This window comes from Pantoea sp. X-Soil-ISGK-275, from assembly GCF_059730795.1.
In genome coordinates, this window is record NZ_AP035976.1 from 3060803 (window position 1) to 3084591 (window position 23789).

A 23789-nucleotide genomic window follows, 5' to 3' on the forward strand; every position below is an offset into this window, starting at 1 on the left:
TCATTTATGGCAACCGCTTCAAAAACCGTTCGGCTGATCTTTCATATCCGGCAGATGGTGCGCGATACCTTTGTGGCAATCGATACAGGTTTTCCCTTCCTCAATCGCCTTGCTGTGCATCTTCGCGGCCACGGTTTTCTGCGCAGTGAAATCCATATAATCAAAGTTGTGGCAGTTACGACACTCCTGCGAATTGTTGTTTTTCATCCTGCGCCACTCGTTTTGCGCCAGCTCGATGCGGTGATCCTCGAACTTTTGCGGCGTATCGATGATGCCGAAAATCTTGGCATACACCTCTTTGCTCGCCTGGATCTTACGCAGCATTTTCGGGCCCCACTCGTGCGGCACATGACAATCCGGACAGGTGGCGCGCACGCCGCTGCGGTTGTTGTAGTGCACCGTCTGCATATATTCCTGATAGACGTTATTGCGCATCTCGTGGCAGCCGATACAGAACTGCTCACGGTTGGTCATCTCCATCGCGGTGTTGAAGCCGCCCCAGAAAATGATGCCGCCAGCAAAGCCCAGAATCAGCAAGGTGCCGAGCGCCAGACGACTTGGACGTCGCCACCAGCGCCAGATGCGCAGAAGTTTCTCTTTCATCATGTCCTCACTTACCGAAGCCGTCAGCCGGTTTGAAGGTGTTTTCCACCACCGGTTTGGCATCGGTTTGCGGTACGTGACACTGCAGGCAGAAGTAGCGGCGCGGCGACACGGTGCTGCTCACCAGACCATCGCGATCGGTAAAGTGCGTTGGGCTGACACGCGGTGCGCCGGTGGTGAGATAGCTCTGCGTGCCGTGACACTGCAGACAACGGTTCACGTTTTTCGTCACCTGATAGCCATCCACGCTGTGCGGGATCACCGGCGGCTGATTCACGTAGTTCAACGGCTTGCGGCTCTGCTCTTTGGGCTGATGAATAGTGCCCTGCTGCGTGGCCGTCACTTCTGGTGACTGGTTGAGATCGACGCCGTTATTGGCGTAAACCGTGCCGCCCAGCATCAGGGCGGCCAAAGTAACGAGTGTGATTAAGGGTTTCATTGCATCCTGCCTTAAATTTTAACCAGCTTGACGGCGCATTTTTTGTAATCGGTCTGCTTCGACAGCGGATCGGTGGCGTCCAGGGTGACGTTGTTGGCCAGCACGCCCGCATCAAAGAACGGCATAAATACCAGACCTTTGGGCGGCTGATTGCGACCGCGCGTCTCCACGGTGGCAAGGGTTTCACCACGACGCGATACCACGCGGACCTTCTCGCCGCGACGGAAATTGCGCTCTTTGGCATCCAGCGGATGTATATAGAGTAGCGCCTGCGGCACCGCGCGGTGCAGCTCCGGCACGCGACGCGTCATGGTGCCGGTATGCCAGTGTTCCAGTACGCGACCGGTACAGAACCACAAGTCATACTCTTCATCCGGCGATTCCGCTGGCGCTTCGTAAGGCAGCGCGAAGATGGTGGCTTTGCCATCCGGCTTGCCGTAGAAACGCACGCCTTCACCGGCTTTCACGTAGCTGTCGTATCCTTCGCGATAGCGCCAGCGCGTCTCTTTGCCATCGACAACCGGCCAGCGCAAGCCGCGCGCCTGATGGTAAACATCGAACGGCGCGAGATCGTGGCCGTGACCGCGACCAAAGCTGGCGTACTCCTCGAACAAGCCTTTCTGGATGTAGAAGCCAAACTCGCGCGCTTCATCATTCAGCTGGTCATCTGCCACTTCACTCAGCGGGAACTGATTGACCTGGCCGTTGGCGTACAGCACATCAAACAGCGTTTTGTCGCGCAGCTCAGGATTCTGCGCCAGCAGCGCTTCCGGCCACACTTCCGCTACTTTGAAACGTTTGGAGAAGTTCACCAGCTGCCACAGATCGGATTTCGCATCGCCCGGCGCTTTCACCTGCTGATGCCAGAACTGGGTGCGACGCTCGGCGTTGCCGTAGGCGCCCTCTTTCTCCACCCACATCGCGGTAGGCAGAATCAGGTCAGCCGACAAGGCGCTGACGGTGGGATAGGGATCGGACACCACGATGAAGTTGCGCTCATCGCGCCAGCCCGGCATACGCTCCTGCGTCAGGTTCGGACCGGCCTGCATATTGTTGTTACACATCACCCAATAGGCGTTGAGCTTGCCATCTTTTAGCGCGCGATCCTGCGCCACGGCGTGCAAACCAATTTTGGCTGGCACCGTACCCTGCGGCAGCTTCCACAGCTTCTCGGCGGTGGCGCGGTGATTGTCATTGTTGACCACCATGTCCGCCGGTAAACGGTGGGCGAATGTACCAACTTCACGCGCCGTGCCGCACGCCGACGGCTGGCCGGTGAGCGAGAACGGACCGGTGCCCGGACGCGAGATTTTGCCGGTCAATAAGTGCAGGTTGTAGCACAGGTTATTGGCCCACACGCCACGCGTATGCTGGTTGAAGCCCATGGTCCAGTACGACACCACGTTCACTTTCGGGTCGGCATAGAGTTCGGCGAGTGCGATCAGCTGATCTTTCTCCACGCCGCTCATTGCGCTGGCTTTTTCCACCGTGTACTCGGAAACAAACTTCGCAAACTCGTCGAAGCTCATCGGCGTGGATTCGCCGCTGTCCGGGTTCTTCGCCGCAGCCTGACGCGGATCGGTGGGACGCAAGCCGTAACCAATGTCCGTCACACCTTTGCGCAGCGTCACGTGGTTCTGTAGGAAGGTTTTATCGACCTTGTTGTTCTGAATAATGTAGTTGGCGATGAAGTTGAGGATCACCAAATCGCTCTGCGGCGTGAACACGATCGCGTTATCGGCCAGCTCAAAGCTGCGATGACGATAGGTGGAAAGTACCGCCACTTTGACGTTGTCATTGCTAAGACGACGCGCGGTGATACGTGACCAGAGAATCGGGTGCATCTCCGCCATGTTCGAGCCCCACAGCACAAAGGCGTCGGCCTGCTCGATATCGTCGTAGCAGCCCATCGGTTCATCCATACCGAAGGTGCGCATAAAGCCGACCACCGCCGAAGCCATGCAGTGACGCGCGTTCGGGTCGAGGTTGTTGGTGCGAAAACCGGCTTTCATCAGCTTGGAGGCCGCATAACCTTCCCATACCGTCCACTGGCCGGAACCGAACATGCCGACCGAATCCGGGCCGTTGGCTTTCAGCGCCGCTTTGAACTTCTCTTCCATGATGTCGAAGGCTTGATCCCAGCTGACCGGCGTGAACTCACCCTCTTTGGCATATTTACCGTCGGTCATGCGCAGCAGCGGCTGGGTCAGGCGATCTTTTCCGTACATGATCTTCGGCAGGAAATAGCCTTTGATACAGTTCAGACCTCGGTTCACTTCGGCCTGCGGATCGCCCTGCGAAGCCACTACGCGGCCATCCTGGGTGCCGACCAGCACGCCACAGCCGGTGCCGCAGAATCGGCACGGCGCTTTTTCCCAGCGAATCGGCGCAGCCAGCGAGGTCGCGGCTTTGGTCACGGTAGGAATGGTGAGTCCTGCAGCCGTGGCAGCAGCAGCCGCCGCATTGGCCTTCATAAAATCACGACGACTTATACTCATGATGCTTCCTTACAAGGTTCTTCAATTTCGTCTTGCTGGTGATACACCAGCGATACCGCCAGCACGCCAGCGATGTTGCGGCTCTCTTCAATATTGCGCAGCAGCGCGGCGCTATCTGCCGCACCCAGCGTCACCGCCAGCGTGCCGCGCGTGGCGTCTTCGGCAGCGATATCGCAATCGTCAAAGGCCAACAGCGCACTTTTCACGGCGGGAATCGACGCCGGGCGCGCCTGAATCACCAGGCCGCAGACGTGCCAACTGTGTTCATGGTTCATGATGTAATCCTGTGGCTGAGACCGGGCAAGGCGCGATGCAGGCGCCGCAACCGGTGCAATGCTGCGGAAGGGTTTCAGGCTGTGCGATGCCGTTCGGCATCAAATGGAAACGGATGGCTTGCTGTTCGCAACTCTCCTGGCAGCTGCGGCAATTCACGCCAAGAAAGGTGATGCAGCGGTTGTCGATGCGAATGCGTTGCGGAAACGGCTCGGTTTCACGCGCGTGGAACAACGGCTGCGGGCAAGCCTCTGCGCAGGCGGCGCAGAACGTGCATTCACCCTGCAGAAAATCGAGGTGCGGTACTTCACCGGCAGCCAGGCGGATGATGTGGGTTTCGCAGGCCGCCACGCATTTGCCGCAGCCATCACAACCGTTCTCTCCCCGCCACCACGGCAAAGCGATGCCGTCAGCAGACGCTACGCGCTGCCCGGTAAAGAGTTCACGTCGCGACAGCGCCATCGGTTCACCTTAAACGGGAGAAAGAGAGATGGTGCGTAAAATAACCTGACGCTAATAAGGGCTATATCACCCCAAAGGGGTAAATCCCGACGTGGGATCAAGTGAAGGGGAATTGAAATAAAAACGGGGGCCAAAAGGCCCCCGCAGATGAGAATCGCTGTGATTAGCGCGGTGAATCTTCCGCCAGCGTATCGTGATTCTCAGCATGATGTTCATGCTCTTTCTGCGCTTCAGCATGCACGCGTTTGCGCACGCCAAACCAGCCCAGCACCAGAATCACGGCAATTAACGGAATTGAGGCAATGGTGTAGGTGCCGTTTGGATAGTCAAACGCCATCAACACCAGCACGCTCGCCAGGAACAGCAGGGTCAACCATGAAGTAAACGGCGCCCACGGCAGTTTAAAGCTGACGTCGTCTGCCTTGCCTTCTTTAATCGCTTTGCGCAAACGCATCTGGCACACCACGATAAAGCCCCACGACGAAATGATGCCGAGCGAAGCAAAGTTCAGAACGATTTCAAATACCTGAGAAGGCACGTAGTAGTTGAGTGCCACACCAAATATGTATACACCGATGGTCACTAAAATACCGGCGTACGGCACCTGCTGTTTGCTCATCTTCGACATGAACTGCGGTGCTGAACCGCCCATCGACATCGAACGCAGGATACGACCGGTAGAATACAGACCCGAGTTGAGGCTCGACAGCGCAGCGCTCAGCACCACGATGTTCATCACGCTACCGATGTAAGGCACGCCAAGTTTAGAGAAGAAGGTCACAAACGGGCTTTGTCCCGCCTGATAGGCATTCCACGGCAGCAGGAGAACCAGCAGCACCACGGAACCGACGTAGAACAGGCCGATACGCCAGATCACGCTGTTGATGGCTTTCGGCAGCATGGTTTTGGGATCTTTACACTCGCCTGCTGCAGTTCCCACCAGCTCAATCGAGGCGAAGGCAAATACCACGCCCTGCACCAACACCAGCGCTGGCAGCAAACCGTGCGGGAAGAAGCCGCCGTTATCGGTGATCAAGTGGAATCCTGTGGTGTTACCGTCGAGCGGCTTACCACTTCCCAGGAATATCGTTCCCACAATCAGGAACGCCACAATCGCCAGCACTTTGACCAGCGCGAACCAGAACTCCATCTCGGCGAACCACTTCACGCCGATCATGTTCATGGTGCCGACAATTGCCAGCGCGCCGAGCGCAAACACCCACTGCGGCACATCGCCAAACGCGCCCCAATAGTGCATATAAAGTGCGACGGCGGTGATATCGACGATACCGGTCATCGCCCAGTTGACGAAGTACATCCAGCCCGCAACGTAAGACGCTTTTTCCCCAAGGAATTCACGTGCATAAGAAACAAAGCTGCCGCTGGAAGGACGGTGTAATACCAGTTCGCCCAACGCACGGAGGATAAAGAAGGAGAAGATACCGCACACCAGATAAACCAGCGCCAGTGCAGGACCGGCCATTTGCAGGCGCGCGCCAGCACCGAGGAACAGACCAGTACCGATTGCACCGCCGATGGCGATCATTTGTACCTGACGGTTACCCATTGCTTTTTGGTAACCGCTGTCGTGCGAGTTGAGCCAGCGTCTTTTCGCAGCGCGTTGTTCGGCTGCGGTTTTTTTAGTTGATTTCATAGCCATCCTGTTTGTCCTGACCATCAATCACCGCCAAACCAAACGATTGCGTAGGGCGGTGCGAAATGGGGTAAAAACCCGGCGTCACGCGGCGGAACGATGTCGCGTGGCGGGGTGGGAATTTACGGCGATGAATCCTACCCGTTCTGCAAGAACGAAGCAAAAAATACCGCCAGGCTGCACAAGATGAATTGTAATAATCCGTCGCGGTGCACAAAAAAACCGGTCAGAGGGCTGACCGGTAAAGGGATGGCTACAGGGATAACGACTACTACAGGGTTACTACTGGAGGGAATTAACGGTAAATCTCTGCGGTGCCGCTCCACAGGCTGGAATCCCCTGGGGTTTGTACACCAATCACGCGATAGCCGCTGGCACCTTGCTCCTGCGCTTTCTGCGACAGATGGCGCGTTGCATCATCCAGCGTACCGCGTACGCCGCTGATGGAAACGGTGCCGACGCTTTGCAGGTTTTGCGCTTCTGTAGCGCTTACGGGCTGGGCTGCCAGCGTCGAGAAACTTGCGGTGGCAAGCAGTGCAGCAGTCAGAACGGCATAACGTCTCTTCATGTGATGCTCCTGTTGTCTTCCGTTAAGGGTTACAGGACTCATTATCACGCAGGGAATGAAAACCAGGTTGAGCAAGCCGTAAAGCCGTTTAATAATTCGCCAGCGAAACGCGAGTTACTTAGGGAAAGGTAAAGAGAAAGGGTTTTATCTGCTAAAAGTAACCTGATGTGACGAGATCGAACTCGCCGTTATCGCACGGCTGCCCTATAATCCCACGCTCTTATAAGGGTTATTATTGTGATTGTGAAACGTCCCGTTACTCGAACCATTGCCCGCGCACTCAGCGTGATTGTGCTGCTGTCGCTGTTGACCACCGGGCTGGCGCTGATGACGCTCTCCAGCAGCCTGCGCGATGCAGAAGCGGTGAATGTCGCCGGATCGCTGCGTATGCAGATTTACCGCCTGGCGTGGGACAGCACGCGCGATCCGCAGCAGCTGGAACATCACATTCAACTCTACCGGCAAACGCTGGAATCCCCGGCACTGCAACATCTGGAGCGCGCGTGGGTGCCGCTTGAAGTGAGCAGCCGCTATCGCTATCTGCATGACAGCTGGCCGATGTTGCAGGAGACCTTGCAGCCCGAGCGGGCACAAATCTACCAGCAGCGTGTCGCGGGCTATGTCAGCGAGATCGACCGCTTCGTGCTGGCATTGCAGCATTATGCTGAGCTAAAGATGCATCTGGTGGCCGCCAGCAGCCTGTTTGGTTTTCTGGCGATTGTGGCGCTGGCGCTGTGGACGATTCGTTTCATCCGCCGCAACGTGGTGCGACCGCTCAACGCGTTGGTGACCGCCAGCCAATATGTTGAGCAGGCGAATTTCGCTTTTCCGCCGCTGCCGGTGCAACAACCCAATGAACTGGGTGTGCTGGCGCAGGCCTTCACCACCATGGCGGAACGGCTGCATTCGCACTATCGCCTGCTGGAGTGCGCGGTGCGCGATAAAACCGAAGATCTCACGCAGGCCAACCGCACGCTTTCCCTGCTGTATGAAAGCTCACAAATTCTCACCAGCAGCCCACCCAATCCCGAATTGTTTCAGGGATTGCTGCGTCTGGTGCAGCGGCGTGAAGCATTAACGGTGCTGCAAATTGTCAGCGAGGGGATTGAGTTTCAGGCCGGTGTGGCGGCGGATGATTTAAGCTGGCAGCGTTTACCGTTAATGCAGGAAGAGCAGCGGCTAGGCGAACTGTGTTGGCAAACCCGCCGTGCACCGCCCGCCGACGAACTGATGCAGAGCCTGGCGAACATGCTGGCGCGCGCGCTGTGGATCTGGCAGACGCAAAAACAGTATCAGCAGATGCTATTAATAGAAGAGCGCGCCACCATTGCGCGCGAATTGCACGATTCACTGGCGCAGTCGCTCTCTTTCCTGCGCATCCAGCTGGCTTTGCTGCGGCGTAATGTCGATGAGTCGCAACCGCAGGCGCTGGCGATTATCGCTGATTTTGATCGCGCGCTGGCCGAAGCCTATCAGCAGCTGCGCGAGCTGCTGACCACTTTCCGCCTGACCATCGAACAGGCCGATTTGGTGCAGGCGATGCAGGCGATGATTGCGCCACTGCAGGAGCAATCGCAGGCGGCCATCGACTTCGATTATCAGCCCGGCTTGCAGATGCTGGATGCCCAGCAGCAAGTGCATGTGCTGCAGATTGCGCGTGAAGCGCTGCTCAACGCGATTCGTCATGCGCAGGCGAAAAATATTCAGATTCATTATCAGCGTGTCGCTGATGAGGACCACCTGCTGACCATTGAAGACGATGGCTGCGGTATCAGCAGCCTTGAAGAACCGCCGGGACATTATGGTTTAACCATCATGGCGGAACGCGCCGCACGCTTATCCGGCACGCTGATGATTACCCCGCAGGCGCAAGGCACGCGCGTGACGCTGCGTTTTCCGCCGCGCCCGGCGCATCGGCTGAGTTAACAATGAGCATGAGGTCGCCATGAATGGCGCCCCTACGAGATTAAAAACTGGAGAGATTATGGCTAACCCTTCCCTGACAATTATGATCGTTGATGATCATCCGCTGATGCGCCGTGGCATTCGCCAGCTGCTGGCGCTGGAGCCTCGGCTGGAAGTGGTGGCCGAAGCCAATAACGGCACCGAAGCGCTGGCCGAAGCGCGGCGTTTATCGCCGGATGTCATCCTGCTCGATCTCAACATGAAAGGCATGTCGGGGCTGGATACGTTGAAAGCGCTGCGCAACGAAGGCATCGCCGCGCGCATTTTGGTGCTGACGGTTTCTGATGCGCGCAATGATATCTACGCGATGGTGGATGCCGGCGCCGACGGCTATTTGCTAAAAGACAGTGAACCTGAACTGCTGCTGGCGCAAGTGATGCGCGGCGCAAAGGGTGAAAACGTGTTTAGCGATGCGGTGGCCGATTATCTTGCAACGCGTCAGCCAACGTCGAATCCGTTCAAACAGCTGACGGAACGCGAGCTGGATGTGCTGCAGGAAGTGGCGCGCGGATTATCGAATAAGGAGATCGCCGCCACCTTGCATATCTCCGAAGAGACGGTAAAAGTGCACATTCGCAACCTGCTGCGCAAGCTGGATGTCCGTTCGCGCGTTGCTGCGACGGTGCTGTGGCTGGAGAGTCGACGACATGTGTAATCGCGCACATAAAATCATCACGACATTCACACTTTCTCCATAATTTACTCACGATTCTCTAATTTGCTCAGCGTAAAGTACTATCAGCAGGCGTTTTCGTTAGAGGACCTTGCACTCCGCCAGCGTGACGCCATCCGCGCATCGCGCTCATCATAATAAAAGTAAAAAATACGCAGTTGAGGAGTGTCGGTTACATGTCGAATTTTTTTATCGACCGCCCCATTTTTGCCTGGGTTCTGTCTATTTTGCTCTGCCTGTGCGGCACACTGGCAATCATCTCGCTGCCGATTGAGCAATATCCCGACCTCGCACCGCCCAACGTGCGTATTACCGCCAACTATCCCGGCGCATCCGCAGAAACACTGGAAAACACCGTCACGCAAGTTATCGAACAGAACATGACCGGCATCGATAATTTGATGTACATGTCCTCCAACAGCAGCAACACCGGCCAGGCCCAAATCACCCTCACCTTTACCGCTGGCACCAATCCTGATGAAGCGCGCCAGCAGGTGCAAAACCAGCTGCAAAGTGCGCTGCGTAAACTGCCTGCAGCGGTACAGTCACAAGGCGTGACGGTGAATAAAACCGGTGATAGCAATATCCTGATGATTGCCTTCGTCTCCACCGACGGAAGTATGGACAAACAGGATATTTCAGATTATGTCGCCAGTAACATTCAGGATCCGCTCAGCCGTATCGATGGCGTCGGTCAGGTTGATGCTTACGGCTCGCAATATGCGATGCGCATCTGGCTCGATCCCAACAAGCTGATTGCCTACGCGCTGACCACCGAAGATGTGGTGAGCGCGATTGAATCACAGAACGCGCAGGTCGCGGTGGGTCAGGTCGGCGGATTGCCGTCGGTTGACAAGCAAGCGCTCAACGCCACGGTAAATGCGCAGTCGATGCTGCAAACGCCTGAGCAGTTCAAAGCGGTGACGCTGAAAACCAACAGCGACGGCTCGGTAGTGACGCTCGGCGATGTGGCGGAAGTGGCGATGGGCGCGGAAAAATATGACTTCCTCAGCCGCTACAATGGTCAGGCGGCTTCGGGGCTCGGCATTAAGCTGGCTTCCGGTGCCAATGAGATGAACACCGACAAACTGGTGCGCGCGCGCATTGCTGAGCTGTCGCACTACTTCCCGCACGGGCTGGAGGCCAAAGTCGCCTATGAAACCACGCCGTTCGTGAAGGCCTCGATTAAAGACGTGGTGAAAACCCTGCTGGAAGCGATCCTGCTGGTGTTCCTGGTGATGTATCTGTTCCTGCAAAACTTCCGTGCCACGCTGATTCCAACCATCGCCGTGCCGGTGGTGCTGCTCGGCACCTTTGCGGTGCTCTATGCCTTTGGTTACAGCATCAACACCCTCACCATGTTCGCCATGGTGCTCGCCATCGGCTTGTTGGTGGATGACGCCATCGTAGTGGTGGAAAACGTCGAGCGCATCATGAGCGAAGAAGGTCTGTCGCCGCGCGCCGCCACGCGTAAATCGATGGGGCAGATTCAGGGCGCACTGGTCGGTATTGCGCTGGTGCTGTCGGCGGTGTTTGTGCCGATGGCGTTCTTTGGCGGCACCGTCGGCGCCATCTATCGCCAGTTCTCGATCACTATCGTTTCGGCGATGGTGCTGTCGGTATTGGTGGCGATGATTCTGACGCCTGCGCTCTGTTCCACGCTGCTGAAACCGCTGGAGCAAGGTCATCATCACGGTCGTCGTGGCTTCTTCGGCTGGTTTAACCGCACCTTCAACGCCAGCGCGGAACGTTATGAGCGCGGCGTCGCCAAAATTCTGCGCAAAGGCGGTCGCTGGCTGCTGCTCTATCTCGCGATTATCGGCCTGATGGCGTTCCTGTTTATCCGTCTGCCCACCTCGTTCCTGCCGCTGGAAGATCGCGGCGTGTTCCTGACGCAGGTGCAATTACCTGCCGGTGCAACGCTGGAGCAAACCTCGAACGTGGTGGCGAAGGTCGAGAACTACTACATGACCCAGGAGAAGGACAATGTGGTCTCGGTGTTCTCCACCATCGGTGCGGGTCCCGGCGGTAACGGCCAGAACGTGGCGCGCCTGTTCGTTCGTTTGAAAGATTGGGAAGAGCGTCCGGGCAGCGATCGCACCTCTTTCGCCATCATTGAGCGCGCAACCAAAGCCTTCCACAAGATCAACGAAGCGCGCGTTATCGCCAGCAGTCCACCCGCGATTACCGGCATGGGCAGTTCGTCTGGCTTCGATATGGAGCTGCAGGATCACGGTGGCATCGGCCACACGCAGTTGATGGCGATGCGTGACAAGTTACTGGAGCTGGCCGACAGCAATCCGGCGCTGTCGCGCGTACGTCACAACGGCCTCGACGACAGCCCGCAGTTGCAGATTGATATCGACCAGCGCAAAGCGCAGGCGCTGGGCGTGTCGCTGGATACCATTAATGACACCTTAACCACCGCATGGGGCTCGACCTACGTCAATGACTTCCTCGATCGCGGCCGCGTGAAGAAAGTCTACGTGCAGGCAGCGGCAGAGTTCCGCATGCTGCCGGAAGACGTCAACAAGTGGTACGTGCGTAACAGCAGCGGCGGCATGGTGCCCTTCTCCGCCTTCGCCACCAGCCACTGGCAAACCGGTTCACCGCGTCTGGAGCGTTACAACGGTTACTCCGCACTGGAGATTGTCGGTGAAGCGGCGAACGGCGTCAGTAGCGGTACAGCGATGGACGTGATGGAAAAACTGGTTGGTCAGCTGCCGCTCGGCGTCGGCTTCCAGTGGACCGGCGCATCCTATCAGGAACGCTTATCCGGTTCGCAGGCGCCCGCGCTGTATGCGATTTCGCTGCTGGTGGTGTTCCTGTGTCTGGCGGCGCTGTATGAGAGCTGGTCAATTCCGTTCTCGGTGATGCTGGTGGTTCCGCTCGGCGTCGTGGGTGCGCTGGTGGCAACCTGGATGCGCGGGCTGGAGAACGATGTCTATTTCCAGGTGGGCTTGCTTACGGTGATCGGCTTGTCGGCGAAGAATGCCATTTTGATTGTCGAGTTCGCCAATGAGATCAACAGCAAAGGGCGCGAACTGATGGAGTCGACGCTGGAAGCCTCACGTCAGCGCCTGCGCCCGATCCTGATGACTTCTCTGGCGTTTATCTTCGGCGTGCTGCCGATGGCGATCAGCAGCGGTGCGGGTTCCGGCAGCCAGCACGCGGTAGGTACCGGCGTAATGGGCGGGATGATTTCCGCTACCGTGCTGGCGATTTTCTTTGTGCCGTTGTTCTTTGTGGTGGTGCGCCGCCGCTTCCCACTGAAAGAGAAGCCGCACGATTAAGCATGCCATTCCGCTGCGTGTATTTATTCGGTCGCCATGAATGGCGACCCTACAAAAAAAGCCGCCATGAACGTCATGGCGGCTTTATTGTTGTGTGTGGTAAGAATCACAGCAAGTTGGGAAATGCCCTGCTTTTGTCTTCACGCGTTACTTGTTGCGTAACATCGCTTCGATGAATTCTTTCCAGTTTCCCATTTCGGTGTCGACCATAAAAATCCTCTCTTATTGTAGCGGCAATTCTACGCCGTTTTTTTCTACAGGTGAATACGTTCCCACCTGTTATCACTATCGGCAAAAGCGTCGAAAATCTTCAATCTGCTGAAATTGCGTACTGACGCACATTTCAGCAACTCTATAATGCGTCAGGAAAAATACCTGACTTAAATCGCATAGCAGAAAATGGTGATTAGGATAATCCTTAGTGGCTTAATGATGTCGCAGGCAATTATTGAGTGCGTAAGTGAAAGCGCTTCCTGGCCCTAAGTAATAAGTTTTATAACGGCAAAAGAGTCATGAAAAATACCTGAATCAGGCAGGCTTTCGCCGTCAGCGCTCACAGCCCTTAGAGCGCTGTGGTAAACTCGCGCTTTATTTTTTTACTAAACGGGAATAAGCGATGACAGCGCAGTGGGTGATGTACGGAATTAAAAATTGCGACACGATTAAAAAAGCACGCAACTATTTAGCGTCTTCCGGTATCGACTACTGTTTTCATGACTATCGCGTGGATGGCATTGATGACGCGTTGCTGCAATCGTTTATCGATCAGCTCGGTTATGAGGCGCTGCTCAACACGCGCGGTACCACGTGGCGCAAGCTGCCGGAAGCCGAACGCGATGCGGTAAACGATGCCGCCAGCGCCAAAGCGGTGATGCTGGCGCAACCTGCCATCATCAAGCGTCCGGTGTTAGCCGCACCGAATGGCGATCTGCTGGTCGGCTTCAACGATTCACTTTATTCCGCCTTTATCCAGGAGAAGTCATAACATGTTCTGTCCGGTTATTGAGCTGGCTCAGCAGCTTATCCGTCGCCCGTCTCTCAGCCCGGATGATGCCGGTTGTCAGGCGCTGCTGATTGCGCGTCTGGAAGCCATCGGCTTCAGCGTTGAGCCGATGCACATTGGCGATACGCTGAACTTTTGGGCGACGCGCGGCCAGGGCGAAACGCTGGCGTTTGCCGGTCATACCGATGTGGTCCCGCCGGGCGACGCCAACCGCTGGATCAGCCCGCCGTTTGAACCGAGCATCCGCGATGGCATGCTGTTTGGTCGTGGCGCGGCAGATATGAAAGGCTCGCTGGCAGCGATGGTGGTGGCAGCGGAACGCTTTGTTGCCACTAATCCGCAGCATAAAGGTCGTCTGGCGTTTCTGATTACCTCCGATGAAGAAGCCAGCGCGGTTAACGGTACGGTGAAAGTGGTTGAACGCCTGATGGCGCGCAACGAACGCATGGATTATTGCCTGGTCGGCGAACCGTCGAGCACCGAAATCGTGGGTGATGTGGTGAAGAATGGCCGTCGCGGCTCGATGACCGCGAATCTCACCATTCACGGCGTGCAGGGCCACGTGGCCTATCCGCATCTGGCGGATAATCCGGTGCATCGCGCCATGCCGGCGCTGAATGAGCTGGTGGAAACCGTGTGGGATGAAGGCAATGAATTCTTCCCGCCGACCAGCATGCAGATCGCCAACGTGCAGGCCGGCACCGGCAGCAACAACGTGATTCCTGGCGAATTCTTTGTGCAGTTCAACTTCCGTTTCAGTACGCAATTGACCGATCAGATGATCAAAGATCGCGTGGCGGAACTGCTCAATCGCCATCAGCTGCGCTACACGCTAGAGTGGAATGTTTCCGGTCAGCCGTTCCTGACCTCACGCGGTAAGCTGGTGGATGCCGTGGTAAACGCTGTGACGCACTATAATGAGATTAAGCCGCAGTTACTGACGACCGGCGGCACCTCCGATGGGCGCTTTATCGCGCGCATGGGTGCGCAGGTGGTGGAACTGGGCCCGGTGAACGCCACCATTCATAAGATCAATGAGTGCGTGAAAGCGTCAGATTTGCAGATGCTGAGCCGTATGTATCAGCGCATCATGGAACAGCTGATCGCTTAAGCGCGCAGAAGGAGAAAGGGGATGGAATTCTTTAAAGAGTACTGGTGGATCCTGGTGATCCTGCTGATGGTTGGTATTTTGATGAACGTTTACAAAGACCTAAAACGTATCGATCATAAAAAATTCATGGATAACAAACCGACTTTGCCGCCACATCGTGATTTCAACGATAAATGGGATGACGAAGACGACTGGCCGAAAAAGAAATAACCTCCATATAGCTAACGGCGCGAAAATCGCGCCGTTACGCTTTCTGCTACATCATCATCACCACATCATCATCGCCCGGCCTGGCACCGCTTAGCGCCTCATCGAAGTAACGACGCGGTACGGTATAACGCAAATGATTTAGCGCCAGCTCCATGCTGCGATCGTTAATCGCGTGCGGTAAATCTTCCACCACATCCAGCGTGACATCACCGCCCAAGGACATCAGACGTTGCTTCGCCTCTTCGGCCCGTTGCAGCGGGACCTGTTCGTCGTAATCACCGTGAATCAGATGAATGGTGTTGCGCGTGCTGGCCCGCAGCGGCAGCGTGGCATAGCGACCGCTGAAGACAATCGCGCGTCCGGCTAAATCCGGCTGCGCTTTTATGCCTTCCAGCACCATGATGCCGCCCTGTGAAAAACCCACCAGCGCCGTTGCTTCGGCACGCACGCCGCTCTCCTGCTGCCAGTGACGCACCGATCCCACGAATTCAGGCATGATCGCATCCACGCCCTGCTGTTCCGAACGATCGTGTGGCGGAATATCGGCAAACCACTGACGTCCTTGCGGCATGCTGCCCGCGTAAGGTGCGCCGACCGACACCACCAGCGCCTGCGGGAACGCCTTCGCGAACCAGCTGCCAATCTGCGCCATTGAATCCGGGTTGTCGTTGATGCCGTGATACAGCAGGAACAGCTGTGCTGCACTGCTGGGTTGCTGAACAATTACATATCGTAGTGCCATAAGATCCTCCTCACATCACTATACGCCGCTACACGCGCAGAGATATCGGGAAAATTTGAACGAGATAATGGATTTATTGCAATGAACGCAGCCGCTGCGCGGCATCGGGATTAAGGTGAATCAGTGCTGCGGCAGCTTCCGATCGCAGCTGGTTAATCAAGGCTTTACGCCCGCTGAGACCGGCATATTGCGCGGCTTGGGTTAGCGTCTGTTTTTGCAGCAGGATGGCATTCAACAGCGGTGAAGGAGACTGGCGCACCAGCCGCTGTAGCGCCGCATAACTGGCTTCAAACGGGCGCTGTGCCCAGGCAAAACCGGCCAGGAACGTCCAGTCATCGTCGTTGAGCTGCTGGCTGGCATCGCTTGCCAGCGTTAGAGGCAGTTCGATGATATCTCGCAGCCACGGCCAATCCCGCGCCAGGCGCTGCGCTGCCTGCTGTTGTAGAACTTCACCTGCCGCAGATGTTGCCAGCATCGCCATCGCGGCATAGCAGCCGCTGCTGGCTTCGCGCTGCGAGCCAATACGCACCAGCGTAAAACCGCAGGCGCGCCAGAAGTGCCACAAGGATTCGGTGTAGCCGAAACTCACGGAGAGATAATCACAGCCCTGCGCCTGCTGACGTGCGGTGGCCACCAATGCTTTGCCAATCCCACGCTGACGTTGTGACGCCTGCACCGCGATTCGGCTAATGCGCTGTGAGCGCAGCGTCGCCGCCTGCGCGAAACCGGCATGGGCCGCCAGCGATTGCGCCACCAGATTGCCGCGCGGCCGGCGATAACCGGCCCACACCGCATCGACCAATGGCTGATCTAATCCGCCCTCTTCCACCAACCACAGCGCGCCAGTTACCTGATCGGCTTCACCTGCCAACCATAAGCGCATGCCGGGCGCATCCAGCATGCGCCGCAAATCCAGTGGCGAAGTGCGATAGTGCGCGCTGGCAAGCAGGCGATATCCCGCCTCAAGCGCCTGGAGATTGTGTTCTGGTGTGGCTGGATAAATCGCGATCTCACCGCTTATATTGCTCTCCTGCGCATCTTCAAACAGCAATGCCTGGCTGAGCCACTGCTCCAGCGGATCGTTTGGCGACCAGCGCAACGGCTCGTCGAGCTGGAAGAGGCGCACATCCGGCAAGGTGGCGCAGAAGCGCAGCATAAAGCCGCGTCCGGTGCCTTCGTAACCTTCCACGGTGGTAATAAGCAGCACGCGCGGGAAACGTTGCACCAGTTGCTGCAGGATCGGCGCGGGAATGGCGGCAGCTTCATCGACAATCAGCCACTGCGCCTGAGGCGGATTTTCCTGCGCGAGGATGGCATCAGGCGCCATGAAACTGAAATACTCACCGGCAAACTCTGCCAGCACCGCCGTGGAGACTTTGGCTGGCGCCGTGACTAAACAGTGTTGATTGCGCTGCGCCAGCATGCCGGCCAACGCGGATTTTCCTCGACCGCGCGCGGCGGTGATCACCGCAACGCCATGCGGCATCGCTTCAAGCTGTTCGAGGATTTGCGCCTGCTGCTGCGGCGCCCGGCAGCGCCAGTCGGGCAGATGCGTTTCCACGGGATAACGCACCGCTTGATGCTGACGTTGCAACATCACCTGCGCATCTTGCAGCATCAGAGATTGCAGATGGTGGATAAAGTGCGGCGTGGCGATCGGCTCCGCGACATCCGCCCAGCGCAGGCTGTCGGCATCGGTTTGGTTGGGCCAGCTTTCCCAGGCAGGCGTTAACAGCAACAACCAGCTGCCCGCGCGCAGGGTTCCGGCCAGCGCGGCAAAAGCTTCGGCGTGAAAACCGCTGCGCGCATCGAATATTGCGTGCTGGAATTCACGGCCCAGTAAGGTACGTAAAGCTCCAGGCGCGACGGCCTGCGGGAAATCAGCGCTGTCGCTCACCGTCAGCCAGTCGCCGGACAGCGCGGCGCGCCGATTAATGGCTTGCTGCTGCGCCCACTCCGCATCACCCGCTATAACGCAAAGGCGGCGAATGCCCGCACGCTGCATCGCCGCCGTTTGTTCAATCAAGGGGATCACTTGCTAGCGAAGGTGTTGCACTGGCCAGGATCGCCGCTATCGAAACCGCGTTTCAGCCAGGTGTAACGCTGCTGAGAGGTGCCGTGCGTGAAGCTGTCCGGTACCACGCGGCCCTGACCTTTCTGCTGCAGACGATCGTCACCAATCGCTTCAGCGGCGTTGAGCGCTTCCTGCAGATCGCCCACTTCGAGAATGTCTTGCTGCTGCATGTAATGGCCCCAAACACCCGCAAAGCAGTCCGCCTGCAGCTCCATTTTCACCGACAGCTGATTCGCCTGCGCCTGGCTCGCGCCCTGCTGCATCTGACGCACTTTCGGCTCAATGCCCAGCAGTTTTTGTACGTGATGGCCGACTTCATGCGCAATCACATAGCCTTGCGCAAAGTCGCCACCGGCACCGAGTTTGTTTTTCATATCATCGTAGAATGACAAATCGATATAAACAGTTTGGTCGGCAGGACAATAAAACGGCCCCATCGCCGATTGGCCGGTACCGCAGTTGGTGCGCGTCGCCCCGCGATACATCACCAGCTTCGGCGGCACGTACTGTTTGTTCATCTGCTGGAACAGCTTGCTCCAGGTATCTTCGGTGGTCGCCAGAATCACCGAGGTGAATTTAGCATCTTCGTTACTCTGCGCGCTATTCACCTGTCGCTGCTGCGACGTGGGCGCGACGCTGCCGCCGCCTTCCAGCAGCGCGGTGAGGTCGTAGCCGTAATAGCCGGCAACGGCGACCACCACCAGCAAGATAAGGCCGCCTTTGCCGCGTGGAATGCGAATTTGTCGTCCACCGCCGCCGCCAAGGCCAGGTGAATCATTGCGTCGATCTTCTACGTTGTCGCTCTCACGACGCCCTTGCCAGCGCATGGTCTAACTCCTTTAAACATGTTTGGCATGATTTTAGTTGGCGGCAGCAGGAAGCACCAGTGTTGTCGTTGCAGAACACCGTAGGGTCGGCATTCATGCCGACCTGAACACGCTATATTGCGGGCATAAAAAAGGTCGTCATAAATGACGACCTTACGGGAGAGGTGGACGAACTTAGTCCAGCTTGACACCTAAACGGTGTGCAACTTCTTCGTACGCTTCAACCAGGCCGCCGAGGCTCTGACGGAAACGGTCTTTGTCCATTTTGTCCATGGTGTTTTTGTCCCACAGACGTGCGCCATCTGGCGAGAACTCATCGCCCAGCACCACTTCGCCGTTGAACAAACCAAACTCCAGCTTGAAGTCGACCAGGATCAAACCTGCGTCATCAAACAGTTTGCTCAGCACTTCGTTAGCTTTGAAGGTCAGCTCTTGCATGCGTGCCAGATTCGCTTTGCTCACCCAGCCGAAGGTTTCGCAGTAGGATTCGTTGACCATCGGGTCGTGTTTGGCGTCATCTTTCAGGAAGAGATCAAACAGCGGTGGATTGAGCACAATGCCCTCTTCCACGCCCAGACGTTTTACCAGCGATCCTGCCGCACGGTTGCGTACCACGCACTCTACCGGCACCATCTCCAGCTTTTTCACCAGCGCTTCGTTATCCGACAGCAGCGCTTCCATCTGGGTCGGAATGCCCGCTTCCTGCAATTTGGTCATGATGAAATGGTTAAACTTATTGTTTACCATGCCTTTGCGATCAAACTGCTCGATTCGTGCACCGTCTCCTGCTGACGTATCGTTGCGGAATTCAAGTACCAGCAGATCCGGATTATCGGTGCTGTATACGGTTTTCGCTTTACCGCGATACAACTCAGCTCGCTTTTGCATCTTGTTAACTCCAAACATGAAAGAACCCGTGTTCAGCGGTGTTTCACCGCGCGCCGATTGCGTGACGCAATCGTTTACTTCGCCGGGCGCTATTATGCCAAATCCAAAACAAAAAGGCCGGAGAATCTCCGGCCCTTTGGCAATTTATTTCAGCGCGCCTTGAATCACCTGCACCAGCGCGTCGTTCTGCGCCTGGGTTAGCACGTGACCTTTCGGATCGATGAACTGCAGACTGCTGCGGTTATCCAGATCGCCAACCTGCAATTTGTAATCGCCGTTTGGTAGCTCTGGATCTTTGGCGCCAATCTGATCCCACACGCCGCTGCCCGGCTGTTTGTAGGTCACTTTCAGGCTGCCCTGCGAACGGTTGTCATCGGTGATTTCCATGCCCACGCGTTTCAGCGCCGCTGGCAAACGCTGCCAGGTGACGTTAAACGGTGCGCGCAGAATCAACAGCGGTAAACCGGTATCATCCGCGCCGCTCTGCACATCAATCTGTCCGGTCGCACGATTTGCCGCCGCATCCTGGCTGGCAGAATCCACTTTATCCAGACCGGTGCTGATGTCGTTCAACATCTGGCCGGTATAGCGTTGAATCTGTGCCGGAGACGTCACCGCCTGACCAGACTGCTGCAGTTCCAGCAGACGAACGGTCAGCACTTGCTGATAGCTCTGATTCTGTACGCTGATCTGATAGCGACCGCGATACTGGTTATCTTCATCAGCACGGTTCCACTGCACCCAATCGGTAGTCAGCTGTTGGCCAGCATCATCACGTTGCGCGATCGGGAACTTGTACGACTGAACCACACCAACCACTTGCGACCAGATCGAACCACGGCTGCTTTCAACTGCCAGCACGCCGGTATTACCGGTGAACTGTGCACGTGTGCCGTTCAACAGCGCCAGCGGCTGAGCGGGCGGACGAATATCCAGCTCTTTGCCAACCGCGCCTTTCGCCACGCTGTGCGGAACATCGTAATCACCATTCTGCAACGGCAGAATCATGCCCGCGGGGGCTTTTAAATCGTGCAGCTCAGGCGCCTGCAGGTAAGATTCATCACCGCTGACCTGGCGCTTATAACGCTGATCGTTGGAACACGCTGTTAGCAGCATCAGGGTGGAAAGGCCCACTACCGTTGCCAGCGTCGAGCGCTTAACTGAATAACTCATTGATTCTCCCTAAATTATCGCAGACCCGCTTTAATCAGCGCTTGCGCCGTTTTCGTCTGACCGGCTTCGGTCAGTGGCGTCATTGGCAAGCGCAGCGTGTCATCCGCGATTAATCCTAGCTGTTTTGCTGCCCATTTCACCGGGATTGGATTGGGTTCACAGAAAAGCGTCTGGTGCAGGTGCATCAGACGCTGATTCAGGCGACGCGCTTCGGCAAATTTGCCCTGTTGCGCCAAGGCACAGAGTTCAACCATTTCACGCGCTGCAATGTTAGCCGTGACCGAAATTACGCCTTTGCCGCCCAGTTGCATGGAGTCCAGCGCCGTCGCGTCATCGCCGCTGACGATGATGAACTCATCATTAACCAGCTCTTGGATCTGTGAGATGCGTGATAAGTTCCCGGTGGCTTCTTTGATTCCGATAATATTTTTAATTTCGGCTAAGCGCGCAACGGTTTCCGGCAGCATGTCGCAACCGGTACGCGAAGGAACGTTATACAGCATCTGCGGCAGATCGGTACTTTCCGCAATGGCTTTAAAGTGCTGGAACAGGCCTTCCTGCGTCGGACGGTTGTAATAAGGCGTGACCGTCAAACAGCCTACAACACCGCTGCCGGTAAAGCGTTTGGTCAGAGAGATGCCTTCAGCAGTGGCATTTGCGCCGGTGCCAGCGATAACCGGAATACGGCCATCCGCCAGTTCCAGCGTTTGCATAACCACATCACCGTGCTCGTCATGGCTGAGCGTGGCAGATTCGCCGGTGGTGCCAACAGAAACAATCGCCGCGGTGCCGCTGGCAACATGATAATCAATCAGTTTTTTCAAACTTTCGCGGCAGACATTACCTTTTTCATTCATTGGCGTAATGAGCGCAACAATACTTCCGGTGAACATGGGCTATCCCCTCGACAAACAAGTGCCTCATGTTACGTTTTACATTGAAAGAAAAGCAAGCGAGCCACGCCATTCCCGCGCTTGTCAGCAGTTTTTTTTATGTTTACCTTATAGTTATTAGCGAACGTACAGGAAATGCCATTTTGTCGCAGTCACAGCCTCACCATCTGGTGATCACCGCACTGGGCGTTGATCGTCCGGGTATCGTCAATACCATCACCCGCCACGTCAGCAGCTGCGGCTGTAATATCGAAGACAGCCGTTTGGCGATGCTGGGCGATGAGTTCACCTTTATCATGCTGCTCTCCGGTAGCTGGAATGCGATTACCCTGATTGAGTCGACGCTGCCGATGAAAGGGGCCGAGCTGGAACTGCTGATTGTGATGAAGCGCACCAATGCACGCGTCACGCCTCCGATGCCCGCCACCGTATGGGTGCAGGTTGAAGTGCCGGATTCACCGCACATCATTGAACGCTTTACTGATTTGTTCGATAAACATCAAATGAACATCGCCGAACTGGTCTCGCGGATTCAACCCGCTCAGGACGACGTTGCGCCCACGCTCTATATTCAAATGACGGCACACAGCCCGGCCAATCAGTTCAGTGCGCCCATCGAGCAGGCTTTCAATCAGCTGTGCGAAGAACTGCATGCACAAGGCTCAATTCGTCTTTATAGTGTCACCGACGATGCTGACAGCACCGTTTAATCAGGCTCCGGGTTATTTCGCCACACACTCTGCCGCTGCGGCAAACCGTGTTGTGAAATAACCCTGACGGTAAACACCACCTGGCACTTTTGCTCTTGATGGTGTATTACCCACAGCATGTAGAAAAAATGGAGAGTTGTGATGAATCCACTGAAAGCCGGTGATACTGCACCGAAATTTAGCTTGCCCGATCAGGACGGCGAACAAGTAAATTTGGCCGACTTCCAGGGACAGCGCGTTCTGGTCTATTTCTATCCAAAAGCCATGACGCCGGGTTGCACCGTGCAGGCTTGCGGACTGCGCGACAACATGGATGAGTTGAAAAAGATTAGCGTTGAGATTTTGGGTATCAGCACCGATAAGCCCGAGAAACTGTCGCGCTTTGCCGATAAAGAGCTGCTGAACTTCACGCTGTTATCGGATGAAGATCATCAGGTGTGCGAGCAGTTTGGCGTTTGGGGTGAAAAAACCTTTATGGGCAAAACCTATGACGGCATTCACCGCATCAGCTTCCTGATTGATGCCAACGGCAAAGTTGAGAAAGTGTTCGACGATTTCAAAACCTCCAACCATCACGACATTGTGCTGGATTATCTGAAATCAGCCTGATGTAAACGGGTGCGCAGGTCGCACCCGTTTTCTTTTATTCGGTGCGCGGCTCCTCGAGCGCCGGGGTTTCTGGCCATGCACGCACCACCGCTTTCACCAGCGTCGCCAGCGGAATTGCAAAGAACACGCCCCAGAATCCCCACATCCCGCCGAAAATCACCACCGACAGAATGATCACCAACGGATGGAGGTTGACCGCTTCCGAGAACAGAATCGGTACCAGCACGTTGCCATCCAGCGCCTGAATCACCAGATAAATGGCGATCATGGTCCAGAAATCGCTGCCCAATCCCCACTGGAACAGGCCAACGCCAATCACCGGAATGGTCACCACCATTGCGCCGATATAAGGAATCAGCACCGAAATACCCACCAACACCGCCAGCAGCAACGAATAGTTGAGGCCCAGCAGCAGGAACGCCAGCCAGGTGACAAAGCCCACCGCCACCATCTCCAGCACTTTGCCGCGAATGTAATTGGTGATCTGCTGATTCATCTCTTGCCACACCACGCCCGCCAAACCGCGATTGCGCGGCAGCACGCGACGTACCGCATTCAGCATCTGCTCTTTATCTTTCAGCAGGAAGAACACCATCAGCGGCACCAGCACCAGATAGATCATCAGCGTCATCAAACCCACCAGCGACGCCAGCGAATATTTCACCAGCGATTCGCCCAGGCCGGTAAGACGGCTACGTAAGTTTTCGACGATGATATCGATGATGCCGGCATCGACCAGCGCCGGATAACGCTTCGGCAGCCCAGCAGCAAACACATAGAGCTTATTCAGCATGTTGGGCAGGTCGCGCGTCAGGTTGATGCCCTGTTGCCACGCCACCGGCGCGACAATCAGCACCATCACCAGCAAGATACCGGCAAACACCACCAGCACCGCGCTGGTCGCCCAGGTTCGGCTGCAGCCGACGCGCTGCAAGCGCACCGTTGGCCACTCCAGCAGATAAGCCAGCACTAACGCCACTAACAGCGGAGCCAGCAAACCGCTGAGGAAGAACAGAATGCAAAACGCCGCCAGCAGAATCACCAGCAGCCCGATGGCCTGCGGATCGCTGAAGCGGCGTTTGTACCATTGATAAAGCAGAACGAGCATTTTTACTTCCAGT

The 23789-nt window shown here is 56.3% G+C and carries 23 protein-coding genes; 8 read left to right on the top strand and 15 right to left on the bottom strand.

All coding sequences use genetic code 11. The features are described from left to right. Positions 1-18 precede the first annotated feature (18 nt). The 7 genes from napC to AC6I8A_RS14320 form a co-directional block, all read right to left on the bottom strand. Positions 19-603, bottom strand: coding sequence for a cytochrome c-type protein NapC (gene napC, locus AC6I8A_RS14290; protein WP_008107860.1), 585 nt, complete (start codon positions 601-603; stop codon positions 19-21). Between the two features lie 7 nt (positions 604-610). Beyond that, on the bottom strand, positions 611-1042 hold the full coding sequence (napB, locus tag AC6I8A_RS14295) for a nitrate reductase cytochrome c-type subunit (protein ID WP_007890846.1): 432 nt from the start codon (positions 1040-1042) through the stop codon (positions 611-613). An 11-nt stretch (positions 1043-1053) separates the two neighbouring features. Then, on the bottom strand, positions 1054-3540 hold the full coding sequence (napA, locus tag AC6I8A_RS14300; RefSeq protein ID WP_497818692.1) for a nitrate reductase catalytic subunit NapA: 2487 nt from the start codon (positions 3538-3540) through the stop codon (positions 1054-1056). After that, positions 3537-3815, bottom strand: coding sequence for a chaperone NapD (locus tag AC6I8A_RS14305; RefSeq protein WP_256697064.1), 279 nt, complete (start codon positions 3813-3815; stop codon positions 3537-3539). The genes napA and AC6I8A_RS14305 overlap by 4 nt, the downstream gene beginning before the upstream one ends. Next, on the bottom strand, positions 3805-4275 hold the full coding sequence (napF, locus tag AC6I8A_RS14310) for a ferredoxin-type protein NapF (RefSeq protein WP_265300285.1): 471 nt from the start codon (positions 4273-4275) through the stop codon (positions 3805-3807). The genes AC6I8A_RS14305 and napF overlap by 11 nt, the downstream gene beginning before the upstream one ends. Before the next feature lie 163 nt (positions 4276-4438). Further along, positions 4439-5929 carry an L-asparagine permease gene (gene ansP / locus AC6I8A_RS14315; protein ID WP_497818693.1) on the bottom strand — a complete coding sequence of 497 codons (1491 nt, stop codon included), beginning with the start codon at positions 5927-5929 and terminating at the stop codon, positions 4439-4441. 295 nt (positions 5930-6224) lie between these two features. Then, positions 6225-6497, bottom strand: coding sequence for a YdgH/BhsA/McbA-like domain containing protein (locus tag AC6I8A_RS14320; protein WP_497818694.1), 273 nt, complete (start codon positions 6495-6497; stop codon positions 6225-6227). 237 nt (positions 6498-6734) lie between these two features. Here AC6I8A_RS14320 and narQ point away from each other — a divergent pair, with 237 nt between their 5' ends. The 3 genes from narQ to acrD all read left to right on the top strand — a co-directional run bounded on the left by narQ (position 6735) and on the right by acrD (position 12428). Next, on the top strand, positions 6735-8423 hold the full coding sequence (narQ, locus tag AC6I8A_RS14325) for a nitrate/nitrite two-component system sensor histidine kinase NarQ (RefSeq protein ID WP_265300280.1): 1689 nt from the start codon (positions 6735-6737) through the stop codon (positions 8421-8423). A gap of 58 nt (positions 8424-8481) precedes the next feature. Next, a complete protein-coding gene (locus AC6I8A_RS14330; RefSeq protein WP_256697069.1) occupies positions 8482-9117 on the top strand; it encodes a response regulator in 636 nt (211 codons plus the stop codon). Positions 9118-9311: 194 nt separating this feature from the next. Beyond that, positions 9312-12428 carry a multidrug efflux RND transporter permease AcrD gene (gene acrD / locus AC6I8A_RS14335; protein ID WP_497818695.1) on the top strand — a complete coding sequence of 1039 codons (3117 nt, stop codon included), beginning with the start codon at positions 9312-9314 and terminating at the stop codon, positions 12426-12428. A gap of 147 nt (positions 12429-12575) precedes the next feature. Here acrD and ypfM read toward each other — a convergent pair whose 3' ends face one another. Beyond that, a complete protein-coding gene (ypfM, locus tag AC6I8A_RS14340) occupies positions 12576-12638 on the bottom strand; it encodes a protein YpfM (RefSeq protein WP_139221414.1) in 63 nt (20 codons plus the stop codon). A gap of 406 nt (positions 12639-13044) precedes the next feature. Between ypfM and AC6I8A_RS14345 the strand changes: the two genes are divergently transcribed. Genes AC6I8A_RS14345 through AC6I8A_RS14355 form a run of 3 tightly spaced genes read left to right on the top strand, consistent with a single transcriptional unit; the run spans position 13045 to position 14752 of the window. Then, on the top strand, positions 13045-13413 hold the full coding sequence (locus AC6I8A_RS14345; RefSeq protein ID WP_008108371.1) for an ArsC family reductase: 369 nt from the start codon (positions 13045-13047) through the stop codon (positions 13411-13413). Position 13414: 1 nt separating this feature from the next. Next, positions 13415-14542 carry a succinyl-diaminopimelate desuccinylase gene (dapE, locus tag AC6I8A_RS14350; RefSeq protein ID WP_256697070.1) on the top strand — a complete coding sequence of 376 codons (1128 nt, stop codon included), beginning with the start codon at positions 13415-13417 and terminating at the stop codon, positions 14540-14542. A gap of 21 nt (positions 14543-14563) precedes the next feature. Further along, a complete protein-coding gene (locus AC6I8A_RS14355) occupies positions 14564-14752 on the top strand; it encodes a YpfN family protein (protein WP_008108368.1) in 189 nt (62 codons plus the stop codon). A 46-nt stretch (positions 14753-14798) separates the two neighbouring features. On the opposite strand, the gene ypfH is transcribed toward AC6I8A_RS14355, so the two are convergent. From ypfH to dapA, 6 genes are all read right to left on the bottom strand, one after another. Beyond that, the gene (gene ypfH / locus AC6I8A_RS14360; RefSeq protein ID WP_256697071.1) at positions 14799-15494 is read right to left on the bottom strand and encodes an esterase; all 696 of its coding nucleotides are present in this window, start codon (positions 15492-15494) and stop codon (positions 14799-14801) included. A 73-nt stretch (positions 15495-15567) separates the two neighbouring features. Beyond that, positions 15568-17499, bottom strand: coding sequence for a tRNA(Met) cytidine acetyltransferase TmcA (locus AC6I8A_RS14365; protein ID WP_497818956.1), 1932 nt, complete (start codon positions 17497-17499; stop codon positions 15568-15570). A gap of 26 nt (positions 17500-17525) precedes the next feature. After that, positions 17526-18395, bottom strand: coding sequence for a KPN_02809 family neutral zinc metallopeptidase (gene ypfJ, locus AC6I8A_RS14370; protein ID WP_256697072.1), 870 nt, complete (start codon positions 18393-18395; stop codon positions 17526-17528). A 174-nt stretch (positions 18396-18569) separates the two neighbouring features. Then, on the bottom strand, positions 18570-19283 hold the full coding sequence (gene purC / locus AC6I8A_RS14375) for a phosphoribosylaminoimidazolesuccinocarboxamide synthase (RefSeq protein WP_061718438.1): 714 nt from the start codon (positions 19281-19283) through the stop codon (positions 18570-18572). A gap of 144 nt (positions 19284-19427) precedes the next feature. Further along, on the bottom strand, positions 19428-20456 hold the full coding sequence (bamC, locus tag AC6I8A_RS14380; protein ID WP_154181593.1) for an outer membrane protein assembly factor BamC: 1029 nt from the start codon (positions 20454-20456) through the stop codon (positions 19428-19430). A 14-nt stretch (positions 20457-20470) separates the two neighbouring features. Further along, positions 20471-21349 (bottom strand): 4-hydroxy-tetrahydrodipicolinate synthase, encoded by an 879-nt coding sequence (gene dapA, locus AC6I8A_RS14385; RefSeq protein ID WP_497818696.1) that lies wholly within the window; start codon positions 21347-21349, stop codon positions 20471-20473. 143 nt (positions 21350-21492) lie between these two features. Between dapA and AC6I8A_RS14390 the strand changes: the two genes are divergently transcribed. Both AC6I8A_RS14390 and bcp read left to right on the top strand, forming a co-directional pair. After that, positions 21493-22059, top strand: a complete 567-nt coding sequence (locus AC6I8A_RS14390; RefSeq protein ID WP_036649519.1) for a glycine cleavage system transcriptional repressor — start codon at positions 21493-21495, stop codon at positions 22057-22059. 141 nt (positions 22060-22200) lie between these two features. After that, complete coding sequence (gene bcp / locus AC6I8A_RS14395; protein ID WP_008108351.1) at positions 22201-22668, top strand: thioredoxin-dependent thiol peroxidase; 468 nt, start codon at positions 22201-22203, stop codon at positions 22666-22668. Positions 22669-22702: 34 nt separating this feature from the next. On the opposite strand, the gene AC6I8A_RS14400 is transcribed toward bcp, so the two are convergent. Continuing rightward, positions 22703-23776, bottom strand: coding sequence for an AI-2E family transporter (locus AC6I8A_RS14400; RefSeq protein WP_256697076.1), 1074 nt, complete (start codon positions 23774-23776; stop codon positions 22703-22705). Between the last annotated feature and the right edge of the window lie 13 nt (positions 23777-23789).